The following is a 13,095-nucleotide window of genomic DNA, read 5'->3' on the forward strand; positions in this document are numbered from 1 at the left end:
CCTGTTCCCATGCCGAACACAGAAGTTAAGCTCTTTAGCGCCGATGGTAGTTGGGCTTACGTTCCGCGAGAGTAGGACGTTGCCGGGCAAATAATAAATATTACATTACATATTTTAAATGGAGAATTAGCTCAGCTGGGAGAGCATCTGCCTTACAAGCAGAGGGTCGGCGGTTCGAACCCGTCATTCTCCACCATTTAAAGCCGGCCTAGCTCAACTGGTAGAGCAACTGACTTGTAATCAGTAGGTTGGGGGTTCAAGTCCTCTGGCCGGCACCATGTTTTTTAGAGCCATTAGCTCAGTTGGTAGAGCATCTGACTTTTAATCAGAGGGTCAGAGGTTCGAATCCTCTATGGCTCACCATTAGCGGGTGTGGCGGAACTGGCAGACGCACTAGACTTAGGATCTAGCGCCGCAAGGCGTGGGGGTTCGACTCCCTTCACCCGCATTATTATTAATATGATTTACAGCATTTAATTTTGCAGAAGTAGTTCAGCGGTAGAATACGACCTTGCCAAGGTCGGGGTCGCGGGTTCGAATCCCGTCTTCTGCTCCATTATTTGCCGGGGTGGCGGAACTGGCAGACGCACAGGACTTAAAATCCTGCGGTAAGTGATTACCGTACCGGTTCGATTCCGGTCCTCGGCACCATATTAATATGCGCCCGTAGCTCAATTGGATAGAGCGTTTGACTACGGATCAAGAGGCTAGGGGTTCGACTCCTCTCGGGCGCGTAATGACCATTTTGGTTACGGGAAGTAGCTCAGCTTGGTAGAGCACTTGGTTTGGGACCAAGGGGTCGCAGGTTCGAATCCTGTCTTCCCGACTCTTTAAAAGTTTCATGTTAAATGGGGGCTTAGCTCAGATGGGAGAGCGCCTGCTTTGCACGCAGGAGGTCAGCGGTTCGATCCCGCTAGTCTCCACCATTTAAAATTAATATTATTACGGCGGCGTAGCTCAGCTGGCTAGAGCGTACGGTTCATACCCGTGAGGTCGGGGGTTCGATCCCCTCTGCCGCCATTTAAAATTTTGAATATAATACATATTTTAAATTTTGGACCTTTAGCTCAGTTGGTCAGAGCAAACGGCTCATAACCGTTGGGTCGCAGGTTCGAGTCCTGCAAGGTCCATACTTATATATTGGAGGAATACCCAAGTTCGGCTGAAGGGATCGGTCTTGAAAACCGACAGGGGCTTAACGGCTCGCGGGGGTTCGAATCCCTCTTCCTCCGCCATTATATTTGTCAAATAACTTTATATTATCGCGGGATGGAGCAGTTCGGTAGCTCGTCGGGCTCATAACCCGAAGGTCGGTGGTTCAAATCCACCTCCCGCAATTATTATTTTTTTAGGTCCCGTGGTGTAGCGGTTAACATGCCTGCCTGTCACGCAGGAGATCGCGGGTTCGATTCCCGTCGGGACCGCCATTTTTAAAAATTAATGTATGGCTCAGTAGCTCAGTCGGTAGAGCAAAGGACTGAAAATCCTTGTGTCGGCGGTTCGATTCCGTCCTGAGCCATCTTTTAACATTATGCCGGCCTAGCTCAATTGGTAGAGCAACTGACTTGTAATCAGTAGGTTGGGGGTTCAAGTCCTCTGGCCGGCACCATCTATCGGGAGGGGTAGCGAAGTGGCTAAACGCGGCGGACTGTAAATCCGCTCCTTCGGGTTCGGCAGTTCGAATCTGCCCCCCTCCACCATCATTATTTTAATAGGGGCATAGTTCAAAGGTAGAATAGAGGTCTCCAAAACCTTTGATGTGGGTTCGATTCCTACTGCCCCTGCCATGGCGGTTGTGGCGAAGTGGTTAACGCATCGGATTGTGGTTCCGACACTCGTGGGTTCGATTCCCATCAGCCGCCCTTAATTTTTTATTAATGGGCTATAGCCAAGCGGTAAGGCAACGGACTTTGACTCCGTCACCCGCTGGTTCGAATCCAGCTAGCCCAGTAGTCAGGCGGCATAGCCAAGTGGTAAGGCAGAGGTCTGCAAAACCTCTATTCACCGGTTCAAATCCGGTTGCCGCCTCCATTAATAATTTGCGGGAGTATTTCAACTCTTAGAATACATTCCTTCCCGGAATGAGATATAGGTGTAAATCCTATCTTCCGCTCCATTTTCATAATTAAATATTAATATGCGGGAGTATTTTAACTTTCAGAATGCATTCCTTCCCGGAATGAGATATAGGTGTAAGTCCTATCTTCCGCTCCATTATTTCTTCCATTGGGAAGATTTTTTTGTTTATATGAGTAATTTTTGAGCAATCTTTAATGATATAATCTGTTATGTACAATAAATAAATTTAATATAGATAAAAGGCGATACGACAAAATGAGTCGTATCGCCTTTTTTAATTTGATATTATAAACAGTGTTTAAAAGCATATCATTGACATATCGAGAAAAGACGATATAATAGGGCTTATGGAATATATAAATATGTTTAAAGCATTATCAAACGAAACACGGTTGAATATTTTGAAATGGTTAAAAGATCCTGAAGTGAATTTTCCAAAACAAGGAGCACATTTACCAAAAGGGGTGAGTCTTAAAGGCGGAGTGTGTGTAGGTGATATACAGGAAAAAACAAATGCTTCTCAGTCTACTATTTCTCAATATTTAACTATTCTACAGAATGCTGGGCTATTAGAGTCTGTTCGTTATGGACAATGGACATACTATAGAAGAAACGAAGAGACGATTAAAGCTTTAGCTAGAGCTATTGAAACAGAAATTTGAACTTTTAAATTTCTGTTTATTATTTTCTGTATTATATCGTGATATTTAGATATTCAAATATACAATTATTTAAATAGGAGGATTTGCATGAAAGTTTTTATTTATATTATAGCTATATTAGCTGGCTCAGTGCTTAGTTTTGAAAGTGCTATATATGGAAAATTGGGTGAGAATATAGGTCAACTAGAAACGAGTTTTTACAATTTTCTTATGGGTACTTTAATTTTAGGTATTCTAGTACTATTTTTCGGTAAAGGAGAAATGTCGTTTGTTCCTAAAGCGCCTAAATGGTCTCTATTCGGTGGTATACTAGGTGTTATTTATCTTACAGTAATCGTTGTCAGTGTTCCATTTGTGGGCGTTGGCATAACAATGACTGCTGTTATAATTGGTCAATTAATTATGAGTATGGTTGTTGAACATTTTGGTTGGCTTGGAATTGAAAGAACGAGAGTGAACAAAGAAAAAATATTTGCAGTTATCGCTATGGTGATTGCACTTATATTAATATATTAGGAGGGAATATAATGAGTGTTATAATGGTTTTACTTACTTTAGTAGCAGGGATTACATTAAGTGCGCAATCATCAGTTAACGGCACTTTAAGTCGTAAAGCAGGGACTTTAGAGACAACATTTTTAACGTTTTTAACAGGTTTAGCATTTCTATCGATCATCATTATTTTCTTCGGACAAGGGAATGTTTTAGGTATACTACATGCACCTAAATGGCAATTAAGTGCTGCATTTTTAGGTACGTTGTATCTGCTGCTTTCTGTAATAGCAGTTACAAGAATTGGAGTAGTAGCAACGAATATTTCTGCGATAATCGGACAATTAACGATAGGTATTATAATAGATCACTTTGGGTGGTTTGATAGTTTAATTATTTCTTTTGATATAAAAGGATTTTTTGCACTTTTATTTATGGGTGTAGCATTGTATTTTATTTATAAAGGTAACATGCGCTCTAATAATGAAAAAAAGGCAATATATAATAAAGAAATGGCATCTAATATTGAAAACATTTAGCTATAAAAACATTATCTAATTCGAGAGTTTGGGACATAAATATCCTAGAAACTTAAAAAGGACAGAAATTCATTGTTAAAATTGAATTTCTGTCCTTTTTCTTATAAAATCTTTTGTGTAAAATTGCTATAAACATGAATTTAATGCGGTTTGTAGCAGAAAAGTATTGACGTTAAATACGCTACATATTATAATGAGGATACGCGTTTTGGTCAGGAATTCGAGTAATCCTATGTGATTATTTAGACTTTTATGCTTACATAGTCGCTAGTAGTAGCGTTTTATGCCGGTGTGGTGGAATTGGCAGACACGCGGGACTCAAAATCCCGTGTCCGTTGAGGACGTGTCGGTTCGAACCCGACCACCGGTACTTATATAAAAAACCTTAAACAATTTTGTTTAAGGTTTTTTTATTTTAAAGTTTTATAATATAATCAATTCTTTGATCTTTGTACATTTTATTTCTTGTCATTACTTGTGGTATATCGTATTTAGCTTTCATCTTAATTGCTTTAGATAAGCTTTCATCTGCGCATGCTACAATGTCAATATTGCTTGTGTGTTGAAGAATTTCTACATATATTTCTGAAGTAATGTTACATCCATCAATGCCAACTTTTTGTATATTCATTTAAATTACCCCCTAAGATATGTGATTGAGTAAAGGATAATCTATGAAATGCATTTCATGTCAAATATTAATATTTTTTACTGATTGTCTTGCTATTAAACGTGTTTCAAATAATTGATTGCTTACAGATTTGTCATAAAGTTGATTGAATAGACTTTTTCCTATGTTTATAAGAGGTATTTCTATTGTTGTTAAGTTAAGTAACTTTGAAATTTTATGGTTTTCAAATCCTATGATTGATAAGTTTTCTTTTAAATCATCATTTAAACTTAATAACAAACCAGCTGCAGTATTATCACCTGAGACTACGATGGCGGACGGGGGATTTAGTGATTTTTGAATTTCCTTTGATAAATCGTAACCATCTTCTAATAATACATAATTTTCATATATATTGTTGTCATTATAAGTGAGTGATTTTTCTATACAAAAATCTTTATAAGCAGCAATTCTTTCTATAGAGCTAGTGCTCTTTTTTCTATTAATAGCACATGAAATGTTTCGATGCCCATGTTCGTATAAGTGATTTAACGCTGTAAGAAATGATTGATAGTGATCGATATAGGATGTACGTAGTTTCGAATGTGTTATATTTTCAAAAATTGAAATAGGCCCATATTCAATATATTGCTCAATAATCGTTAAAGATATATTTCTAGAACATATGATTAATGCGTCTAATTGCTTCAACTTTAACATTTCTAATGCATCAATTTCTTGATCAGTATCATAAGATGTTTGGAAAAGGACTATTTTTTTTTCTAATTTAATTGCTTCTTCTGATATGCCTTGTATAAGTTGTGAAAAGTATGGATGATTTGAAAAAGGTATGACAACACCTATTAAGTTTGTTTTGCCCCTTTTTAAATGTATAGCGTTTATATTAGGGATATAATTCATTTCATCTATAATTTGAAGAACTCTATTTCTTTTTTCTTCGTTTACATAAGGGTGGTTATTAATGACTCTCGAGACGGTACTCGGAGAGACACCAGCTTTTCTTGCAACTTCTTTTAGATTTGTCATATAGATACCCCCTCATTTATACTATGTATGATACTAATAGTTTAGCATATTAGGTTAAGTTATTATTTTAAATTTATAGAGTAGGTGACATTTATTAAACAGCAATTTTATGAACTAGAGATTTCTCACTTAAACGCGAATAATCGTGAAGATAAAGATATTATATTAAATCTTCTTGATGAAAATTTTAAAGAAATAGGTAAGTCAGGTAAAATTATTAAAAAGAGTGATATTGAAAATAACTCATTACATACTTTTGAATATAAAATCAGTGAATTTGTAACTGAAAAGATTCAAAAGGGTATTGTATTAGTTACATATAAGTTATTCAATGAAACAGATAATGTGACAACGAATAGAAGTACTTTGTGGATTAGAAAAAACTCAGAATGGAAAATGAGATTCCATCAAGGAACTATTATATAAATAAAATGGAATGACTACTGATTTTAGTAGTCATTTTTAGGTTTGAAAATTAAAATGTGATTGTCTAAAATTTTAAACTCATATATGATGAATACATATTTAAATATGGAGGAATTTTATGGATAAACGGTTCACGGTAAAGGAATTTTTCTTTAACATATTAAATGGTATTGGCGTTGGAATTGTGATAGCGCTTATACCTAATGCGATACTTGGTGTTTTATTTAGTTATTTAGCACAGTTTCATCCAGTACTTGAAATGTTTAATCAAGCATTGTTACTCATGCAGTATGCTATGAGTTTTATCATAGGGATAGTTGTTGCTAATCAATTTAAGTTTCAAGCTACAGATGCAGTAATGATCGGAGCAGCCGGTTTAATTGGTTCTGGTGCTGTAAAAGTTCAAAATGGACAATTCATGTTTGTTAGTATAGGGGATGTCGTCAATTTAATCGTTGTATTAATCATAAGTTGTTATTTAATGATTAAATTAAAAGGAAAATTTGGTTCTTTAGATATGTTGATTATGCCAATCATCATTTCCGTATTAAGCGGATTTATAGGTATGCTTACATTACCGTATGTCAGTAATGTAACTAAAGGAATAGGGAAATTAATAGAGCATTTTTCAACCTTGAATCCATTGCTCATGTGCATACTGATTGCAATAGCATATGCTTTATTGATGGTAACACCTATTTCCGTAGTAGCTATTGCAACAGCAGTAGGGTTAGAAGGACTTAGCTCAGGTGCCGGTAATATGGGTATTGTTGCTGCATGTGTAACGTTCTTGATGGGATCTTGGAAAGTGAATGATAAAGGTATTAATATCGTTCTGATAGTCGGTGCTGCAAAAATGATGATTCCAGTGTACTTTAAAAATCCTATTATAATAGTACCTTTAATGATTAATGGATTAATGAGTGGATTGTTAACATACTTTGTAGGTATAAAAGGAACACCAATGTCTACTGGTTTTGGATATACAGGATTTGTAGGCCCCGCGAATGCTTTAAAATATATGGACGGCTCGTTAGCCTTAAATATCGTGATTTTAATATTTACATACTTTGTTATACCATTTGTATTTGCATACATTGTGCATAGAATCTGTTTGAAGTTGTTACCAAAATATTATCAAGAAATATTCTTATTTAAAGAAAATGCATAAAATAATAGATCTCTTCATTAGGTTATAGCCTAGTGAAGAGATCTTTTTTTATTATAAAATCTCACGATTTTGCTCGTGCATGCTTGCCTAGGGGTATGGTTCGAGCCTGTAGTCTCTCACTCATACTTTTCCCCCGGGCGTCAGCACTTTACAAAATCGTGAGGACTATCTATGTAAAATTAGGATTACGGTGTTTAGTGAGTGATATGGCTATTTCTCAGTAAATAGCGTCATATGTTTTAAAATCTCACGATTTTGCTCGTGCATGCTTGCCTCAAGCGTTAGCACTTTGCAAAATCGTGAGGAAATATTATAAAGATTTTTTGCTATTTATCATGTGGAGCATGACTTGATAAAATCACGGGCTCTATTGATTAAATTGTAAGAATATTATGAAAAATGGATTGTTTGTTTTCATAAAGTGATGTAAAATTAATCATTATTATTAATTTAGGTATTGAAAGGAAGTTATGCTATGCGCTTTAAATTATTTAATGTAAGAGAAGATGAAAAGGCGTTTGCTTATAATTGGGGCGAATCAAATGGACATGAAATTGTGTGTACTGACGAGGATTTGACGTTAGATAATATAGAGACTTTAAAGACTTTTGATGCTGTAAGTACACAACAACTTTTTAAGTTTGATGACGGAATATATGAAGCGCTTAAAAATGTAGGAATTAAACAGATTGCTGGCCGTGCTGCTGGATTTGATATGTTTAATCTGTCTGAAGCTTCTAAACATGGAATTAAGATTACTAATATACCTTCTTATAGTCCTAATGCTATCGCTGAATTTGCAGTGTGCAGAGCTTTAGAGCTTATTCGAAATATTAATAAAATCAATAAAAAAGTTAACAATCAAGATTTTACATGGAATGAATCTGTTATAGCAAAAGAGCTAAGAAATATGACAGTACTTATTATAGGTGTCGGAAGGATAGGAAAAGTTTCTGCACAGCTATTTAGTGGGTTTGGTGCAAAAGTTATAGGATATGATCCATACGATCAATCTTTAGATAGTATAACGTATGTTCAAAGTTTACATGAGGCTTTATCAAAAGCAGATATCGTAACGCTTCATGTACCGGCTAATGAAGAAACGACACATCTGATAAATGAAGAAACTATTAGCTTTATGAAAAATGGTGCATATTTAGTTAATACATCAAGAGGTGCAACTGTAAATACAAATGATCTCTTACATGCATTGAATATCGGCAAAATACATAGTGCAGCATTAGATGTATATGAGCATGAATTCGAATATTTTTCATATGATTATACAGATAAAAAAATAGAAGATGCTGTTTTGAGAGAATTGATAAATCGAGAAGATGTATTAATTTCACCACACATTGCTTTTTATACTAATATAGCGGTTAAAAATATGGTTGAAATTGCTTTAGATAGTGCATTAAATATAATTACACAAGGTTATAGTGAAAACGAGGTTATACTTAATGAAGTATGAATGAATAACCATTCATACTTTTTTATAAAAACAGGTTGCATAAAATTACATAAATGCGTATAATAATGAATATTATTAATCCAGGAGGTAACAACTTTGAAAAGAAATTTATTTGTAAAAGTAGTAATTGCAACTATTTGTTTACTACTTACTATCCCATATTTAGTCCCCATACAGTCACAAGCCGCAGAAATAGATCAATGGGATAAGGCAAAAGAACGTGGCGAGTTGAGGGTTGGTTTATCAGCAGATTATGCACCTTATGAATTTGAGCACACTAAAGATGGAAAACGTGAATATGCTGGTATAGATATAGAACTTGCCAAAAAAATCGCGAAAGATAATGACATCAAACTCAAAATTGTGAATATGCAATTTGATAGTTTATTAGGTGCTTTAAAAACCGGAAAAATTGATATGATTATTTCTGGTATGGCGCCAACTCCTGAGAGGAAAAAAGAAGTAGATTTTTCTGATGATTATATGGAAGTTAATCAACGATTGATTATACAGAAAAAAAATAAAGATAAATTAAAGACAGTTGAAGACTTCAAAGGAAAAATGATTGGTGTCCAAAAGCAGACTACTCAAGAAGAATTAGCTAAATCTGAAATGCCAGATTCTCAGATTAGTTCATTAACAAGAGTACCTGAAGTTATTATGTCACTTAATTCAGGAAAAGTTGACGGGATGATTATTGAAGGTCCTGTAGCAGATGCATATTTAGAGAAGAATCCTAATTTAACTTATTCAGATGTTCAATTCTCTGATGCAGATAAAACAACTGCTATTGCTTTACCTAAAGATTCACCAGAGTTAATGAAAAGAGTTAATAAAAGTGTGAAAGACGTTCGTGATCATAATTTAATCAAAGATTATAAAGATAAAGCAACAGAAGCAATGTTCGATGACGGTTCGTTTTTCAGTAAATATGGTTCGTATTTCTTACATGGGGTTGGCATTACAATTTTATTATCATTCTTAGGTGTTGTAGCTGGTGCACTTATTGGTTGTTTCTTTGCATTAATGAAGTTAAGCAACAGTAAAATTTTAAAAACAATTGCGTCAGTATATATAGAATTTATAAGAGGTACACCATTATTAGTTCAAGTGTTCTTAGTGTATTTTGGTACGACAGCAGTATTAGGTTTAGATTTATCCGCGCTTATTTGCGGTATTATTGCACTCATTATTAACTGTAGTGCATATATTGCAGAAATCATTAGAGCTGGAATCAATGCAGTTGATAATGGTCAAATGGAAGCAGCAAGATCTTTAGGATTAAATAAATCTCAAGCTATGAAAAAAGTTATTATGCCTCAAGCGATTAAAAATATACTGCCTGCTTTAGGTAATGAATTTGTAACAGTTATTAAAGAATCATCTATTGTGTCAGTTATAGGTGTTAGTGAATTAATGTTTAATGCACAAGTTGTTCAAGGTGCATCATTCGATCCATTTACACCATTGTTAGTAGCGGCAGTATTGTACTTTATTTTAACGTTTACGTTATCTAGAGTGATGTATTTTGCTGAAAGGAGGTATAGTGTCAGTGATTAAAGTGAATGATTTACACAAAACATTTGGTAAAAATGAAGTATTAAAAGGTATAAATTTAAATATTGAAAAAGGCGAAGTCGTCGCAATAATTGGACCCTCAGGTAGTGGTAAAAGTACGCTATTAAGATGCTTGAACTTATTAGAAGAACCTACTTCAGGACAAATCATTTTTGATAACAATGATTTAACAAACACTAAAGGTGCTAAGTTAGATCAATTAAGACAAAAAATGGGCATGGTGTTCCAAGGTTTTAATTTGTTTCCTCATAAAAAGGTTTTAGAAAATGTCACGTTAACACCTTTGACATTAAAAAAAGGAAATAAAGCTGAATTAGAAGAACAAGCTCATCAATTGCTTAAAAAAGTTGGCTTAGAAGATAAGTCAGATGTTTATCCATCTAAACTTTCTGGAGGTCAAAAACAACGTGTGGCAATTGCTAGAGCGTTAGCGATGAATCCTGAAGTTATTTTATTCGACGAACCGACTTCAGCACTTGATCCAGAAGTTGTAGGAGAAGTATTAAGTGTTATGAAAAATTTAGCAAAAGAAGGTATGACAATGGTAGTTGTCACCCATGAAATGGGCTTTGCTAAAAATGTGAGTGATCATGTCATTTTTATGGATGAAGGAATTGTTCAAGAAGAAGGTACACCTGAACAGATTTTTGACAATCCACAAAATAGTAGAACGAAACAATTTTTATCTAAAGTATTGTAATACTAAAAAATAAAAGAGGTGTTTTCGTGTTAGAAATAGGTATAGTCGGCGGAAGTGGGTATGGCGCAATAGAATTAATGAGATTACTCAATCAACATAAAGAAGTGAAAATTAAATATGTGTTTTCACATTCTAAGTCTGGGGATGACATTAAGGAAACATACCCCCATTTACAAGACAATATTAATGTACCATTTTCTAGTTTAGATGTTGATAAAGTAGATTGTGATTTAATATTTTTTGCTACGCCATCAAATGTAAGTAAACATTTTATTCCTAAATTAATAAAGCGAGGAATAAAAGTCATTGATTTGTCTGGGGACTTTAGGTTGAAAGACCCCGCAGTGTACGAAAAATATTACGGTGAAAAGCCTGCTGAACAAAGTGTTCTTGATGAAGCGGAATATAGTTTAGCTGAGTGGTCAAATATAAATAAAAACTCGACTAACGTTATCGCAAATCCGGGTTGTTTCCCAACTGCAATTTTACTATCGTTACATCCGCTTTTAGAAAACAACTTAATAAATAAAGAATCTATCATTATTGATGCTAAGACTGGCGTTTCTGGTGCAGGAAGAAGTTTGAGTCAAAATGCTCATTTTGGAGAAGCGAACGAGAATTTTTCTGCATATAAAATAGGTACACATAAACATACGCCAGAAATAGAGCAATACTTATCACAAGTTTCCGGATCAGACATAAAAGTGATGTTTACGCCACATCTTGTTCCAATGACAAGAGGTATATTGGCAACTATTTATGTTGACTTGAATGAGCATATGACAGGAGAGGCACTATATAATTTATACAGTAAAATCTATGAAGAAAAACCATTTGTTCGTATTCGAGCATTAGGAGAACTTCCGAAAACTAAAGAAGTATTAGGAAGTAATTTTTGCGATATCGGTATTTATGTTGATGAAGAAAGAAATAAAGCAGTTATCGTAGCAGTTATAGATAATTTAGTAAAAGGTGCAAGTGGTCAAGCAATACAAAACATGAATATTTTATATGGATTTAACGAAAATGAAGGATTAAATTTATTACCAGTATACCCTTAGAAATGGAGGAATTTGATGTTAGAAGAAACTAAACAATTAATCGACACTGAAATGACAGTAATCGAAGAAGGTGATGTTGCAACTCCCAATGGCTATGTTGCAGGAGGAATCCACGTCGGCTTACGTAGAGAAAAGAAAGATTTTGGTTGGCTATTTTCATCAGTTCCAGCCAATTGCGCAGCGGTATATACACAAAATGCTTTTAAAGCTGCACCATTACAAGTAACTGAAGAAAGTATTAGTGTTGATAACAAGCTATCTGCTGTAGTCATTAACTCTGCAATCGCAAATGCTTGTACAGGTCATAGAGGTATAGAAGACGCTAAACAAACTCAAAAATGGGTTGCATCTAAGTTACAAATTCCTGAGCATCATATTGGAATTGCTTCAACAGGATTAATCGGTGAATTTTTACCAATGCAAAAAATAGAATATGGTGTTAATAATATAGATATTCAAAATGATTCTAATTCTGAAGACTTTAATGAGTCTATTTTGACTACAGATAAAGAAACTAAACATATAGCGGTACAAGTGACTATTGATGATGAAGTCATTACTATAGGTGGTACTTGTAAAGGTTCAGGAATGATACATCCAAATATGGCTACAATGTTAGGATTTATGACGACTGATGCAAATGTAGAAGTTGAAGATTTAAATAGTTTATTAAAAGAATCTGTTGATGAAACTTTTAATATGATAACTGTTGATGGTGATACGAGCACAAATGATATGGTTATACTTTTAGCGAATGGACAAAGTCATAATCAACCTTTAACGAAGCAACATCCAGAATGGAATAAGTTTGCAAAGGCTGTTCAATATGTAAGCCAATATTTAGCACAAAGCATTGCTAGAGATGGTGAAGGTGCAACAAAATTAATAAAAGTGAATGTTACCGGTGCTAAAACAAAACAACAAAACAACGTCATTGCTAAGACAATTGTTGGTTCTAGTTTAGTTAAGACAGCTATTCATGGTGCAGATCCTAACTTCGGTAGAATCGTAACTTCTATCGGGTATGCAGATCACACAATTAATCCAAATGAAATAGATGTGTGGTTATGTGGTCATTTATTAGTCAGTAAAGGAATGAATGTCTCTTTTGATGAGCTAGATTTAAAAGCTAAAATGGAGCAGGACACGATTGAAATCTGTGCAAAAATTGGCGATACACCACATAAATCAACAGCATTTGGATGCGACTTATCTTATGAATACGTAAAAATTAATGCATTATATAGAACTTAATA

Annotated in this window: 12 protein-coding genes, 22 tRNA genes and 1 rRNA gene; 33 read left to right on the top strand and 2 right to left on the bottom strand. The window is 34.5% G+C overall.

Annotated elements, in window-relative coordinates; translation table 11 throughout:
* From rrf to LQ598_RS00130, 26 genes are all read left to right on the top strand, one after another.
* Nucleotides 1-88 (top strand): 5S ribosomal RNA (gene rrf / locus LQ598_RS00005); the annotation flags it as partial.
* 32 nt (nt 89-120) lie between these two features.
* Nucleotides 121-196 (top strand) — tRNA-Val (locus tag LQ598_RS00010).
* A gap of 6 nt (nt 197-202) precedes the next feature.
* Nucleotides 203-278, top strand: a tRNA-Thr gene (locus LQ598_RS00015).
* 9 nt (nt 279-287) lie between these two features.
* A tRNA-Lys gene (locus tag LQ598_RS00020) sits at nt 288-363 on the top strand.
* 3 nt (nt 364-366) lie between these two features.
* Nucleotides 367-448: transfer RNA gene (locus tag LQ598_RS00025), tRNA-Leu, on the top strand.
* Nucleotides 449-481: 33 nt separating this feature from the next.
* Nucleotides 482-556: transfer RNA gene (locus LQ598_RS00030), tRNA-Gly, on the top strand.
* A 6-nt stretch (nt 557-562) separates the two neighbouring features.
* Nucleotides 563-651, top strand: a tRNA-Leu gene (locus LQ598_RS00035).
* 9 nt (nt 652-660) lie between these two features.
* Nucleotides 661-734 (top strand) — tRNA-Arg (locus tag LQ598_RS00040).
* An 18-nt stretch (nt 735-752) separates the two neighbouring features.
* Nucleotides 753-826 (top strand) — tRNA-Pro (locus LQ598_RS00045).
* A 24-nt stretch (nt 827-850) separates the two neighbouring features.
* Nucleotides 851-926: transfer RNA gene (locus LQ598_RS00050), tRNA-Ala, on the top strand.
* A 20-nt stretch (nt 927-946) separates the two neighbouring features.
* Nucleotides 947-1,020, top strand: a tRNA-Met gene (locus LQ598_RS00055).
* Nucleotides 1,021-1,056: 36 nt separating this feature from the next.
* A tRNA-Ile gene (locus LQ598_RS00060) sits at nt 1,057-1,130 on the top strand.
* Between the two features lie 12 nt (nt 1,131-1,142).
* A tRNA-Ser gene (locus LQ598_RS00065) sits at nt 1,143-1,235 on the top strand.
* A gap of 28 nt (nt 1,236-1,263) precedes the next feature.
* Nucleotides 1,264-1,337: transfer RNA gene (locus LQ598_RS00070), tRNA-Met, on the top strand.
* Between the two features lie 14 nt (nt 1,338-1,351).
* Nucleotides 1,352-1,427 (top strand) — tRNA-Asp (locus tag LQ598_RS00075).
* A 19-nt stretch (nt 1,428-1,446) separates the two neighbouring features.
* A tRNA-Phe gene (locus tag LQ598_RS00080) sits at nt 1,447-1,519 on the top strand.
* Between the two features lie 14 nt (nt 1,520-1,533).
* Nucleotides 1,534-1,609: transfer RNA gene (locus LQ598_RS00085), tRNA-Thr, on the top strand.
* Between the two features lie 7 nt (nt 1,610-1,616).
* A tRNA-Tyr gene (locus LQ598_RS00090) sits at nt 1,617-1,700 on the top strand.
* Between the two features lie 13 nt (nt 1,701-1,713).
* A tRNA-Trp gene (locus LQ598_RS00095) sits at nt 1,714-1,787 on the top strand.
* Nucleotides 1,788-1,789: 2 nt separating this feature from the next.
* Nucleotides 1,790-1,862, top strand: a tRNA-His gene (locus LQ598_RS00100).
* Nucleotides 1,863-1,878: 16 nt separating this feature from the next.
* Nucleotides 1,879-1,950 (top strand) — tRNA-Gln (locus LQ598_RS00105).
* A gap of 6 nt (nt 1,951-1,956) precedes the next feature.
* A tRNA-Cys gene (locus tag LQ598_RS00110) sits at nt 1,957-2,031 on the top strand.
* Between the two features lie 395 nt (nt 2,032-2,426).
* Nucleotides 2,427-2,741, top strand: a complete 315-nt coding sequence (locus LQ598_RS00115; protein WP_107537297.1) for an ArsR/SmtB family transcription factor — start codon at nt 2,427-2,429, stop codon at nt 2,739-2,741.
* Between the two features lie 87 nt (nt 2,742-2,828).
* Complete coding sequence (locus LQ598_RS00120; RefSeq protein ID WP_107537298.1) at nt 2,829-3,257, top strand: DMT family transporter; 429 nt, start codon at nt 2,829-2,831, stop codon at nt 3,255-3,257.
* Nucleotides 3,258-3,268: 11 nt separating this feature from the next.
* Nucleotides 3,269-3,772, top strand: coding sequence for a DMT family transporter (locus tag LQ598_RS00125; RefSeq protein ID WP_239745107.1), 504 nt, complete (start codon nt 3,269-3,271; stop codon nt 3,770-3,772).
* Nucleotides 3,773-4,057: 285 nt separating this feature from the next.
* Nucleotides 4,058-4,142, top strand: a tRNA-Leu gene (locus LQ598_RS00130).
* A 45-nt stretch (nt 4,143-4,187) separates the two neighbouring features.
* Here LQ598_RS00130 and LQ598_RS00135 read toward each other — a convergent pair.
* Both LQ598_RS00135 and LQ598_RS00140 read right to left on the bottom strand, forming a co-directional pair.
* On the bottom strand, nt 4,188-4,403 hold the full coding sequence (locus tag LQ598_RS00135) for a hypothetical protein (protein ID WP_016912967.1): 216 nt from the start codon (nt 4,401-4,403) through the stop codon (nt 4,188-4,190).
* A 60-nt stretch (nt 4,404-4,463) separates the two neighbouring features.
* A complete protein-coding gene (locus LQ598_RS00140) occupies nt 4,464-5,429 on the bottom strand; it encodes a LacI family DNA-binding transcriptional regulator (RefSeq protein ID WP_107537300.1) in 966 nt (321 codons plus the stop codon).
* An 84-nt stretch (nt 5,430-5,513) separates the two neighbouring features.
* Between LQ598_RS00140 and LQ598_RS00145 the strand changes: the two genes are divergently transcribed.
* The 7 genes from LQ598_RS00145 (at nt 5,514) to argJ (ending at nt 13,093) form a co-directional block, all read left to right on the top strand.
* A complete protein-coding gene (locus LQ598_RS00145) occupies nt 5,514-5,855 on the top strand; it encodes a nuclear transport factor 2 family protein (RefSeq protein ID WP_016912965.1) in 342 nt (113 codons plus the stop codon).
* Nucleotides 5,856-5,973: 118 nt separating this feature from the next.
* Entirely contained in the window at nt 5,974-7,026 is a 1,053-nt protein-coding gene (locus LQ598_RS00150) for a PTS sugar transporter subunit IIC (RefSeq protein WP_016912964.1), read from the top strand.
* 475 nt (nt 7,027-7,501) lie between these two features.
* Nucleotides 7,502-8,500 carry a D-2-hydroxyacid dehydrogenase gene (locus LQ598_RS00155; RefSeq protein WP_107559276.1) on the top strand — a complete coding sequence of 333 codons (999 nt, stop codon included), beginning with the start codon at nt 7,502-7,504 and terminating at the stop codon, nt 8,498-8,500.
* Between the two features lie 96 nt (nt 8,501-8,596).
* The gene (locus LQ598_RS00160; RefSeq protein ID WP_107559277.1) at nt 8,597-10,060 is read left to right on the top strand and encodes an ABC transporter substrate-binding protein/permease; all 1,464 of its coding nucleotides are present in this window, start codon (nt 8,597-8,599) and stop codon (nt 10,058-10,060) included.
* Nucleotides 10,053-10,778 (top strand): amino acid ABC transporter ATP-binding protein, encoded by a 726-nt coding sequence (locus tag LQ598_RS00165; RefSeq protein WP_016912871.1) that lies wholly within the window; start codon nt 10,053-10,055, stop codon nt 10,776-10,778. Before LQ598_RS00160 ends, LQ598_RS00165 begins: the two co-directional genes overlap by 8 nt.
* A gap of 26 nt (nt 10,779-10,804) precedes the next feature.
* A complete protein-coding gene (gene argC, locus LQ598_RS00170; RefSeq protein WP_016912870.1) occupies nt 10,805-11,839 on the top strand; it encodes an N-acetyl-gamma-glutamyl-phosphate reductase in 1,035 nt (344 codons plus the stop codon).
* 15 nt (nt 11,840-11,854) lie between these two features.
* Entirely contained in the window at nt 11,855-13,093 is a 1,239-nt protein-coding gene (gene argJ, locus LQ598_RS00175) for a bifunctional glutamate N-acetyltransferase/amino-acid acetyltransferase ArgJ (protein ID WP_016912869.1), read from the top strand.
* The last annotated feature ends 2 nt before the right edge of the window (nt 13,094-13,095 follow it).

This window comes from Mammaliicoccus sp. F-M27 (assembly GCF_022387115.1).
Classification (GTDB): domain Bacteria; phylum Bacillota; class Bacilli; order Staphylococcales; family Staphylococcaceae; genus Mammaliicoccus; species Mammaliicoccus vitulinus.

Bases quoted from the DNA above. Each gene is read 5' to 3' on its own strand.
- LQ598_RS00120 (WP_107537298.1), top strand. From the start codon at position 2,829: ATGAAAGTTTTTATTTATATTATAGCTATATTAGCTGGCTCAGTGCTT.
- LQ598_RS00135 (WP_016912967.1), bottom strand. From the start codon at position 4,403: ATGAATATACAAAAAGTTGGCATTGATGGATGTAACATTACTTCAGAA.
- LQ598_RS00150 (WP_016912964.1), top strand. From the start codon at position 5,974: ATGGATAAACGGTTCACGGTAAAGGAATTTTTCTTTAACATATTAAAT.
- LQ598_RS00155 (WP_107559276.1), top strand. From the start codon at position 7,502: ATGCGCTTTAAATTATTTAATGTAAGAGAAGATGAAAAGGCGTTTGCT.
- LQ598_RS00115 (WP_107537297.1), top strand. From the start codon at position 2,427: ATGGAATATATAAATATGTTTAAAGCATTATCAAACGAAACACGGTTG.
- LQ598_RS00140 (WP_107537300.1), bottom strand. From the start codon at position 5,429: ATGACAAATCTAAAAGAAGTTGCAAGAAAAGCTGGTGTCTCTCCGAGT.
- LQ598_RS00125 (WP_239745107.1), top strand. From the start codon at position 3,269: ATGAGTGTTATAATGGTTTTACTTACTTTAGTAGCAGGGATTACATTA.
- argJ (WP_016912869.1), top strand. From the start codon at position 11,855: ATGTTAGAAGAAACTAAACAATTAATCGACACTGAAATGACAGTAATC.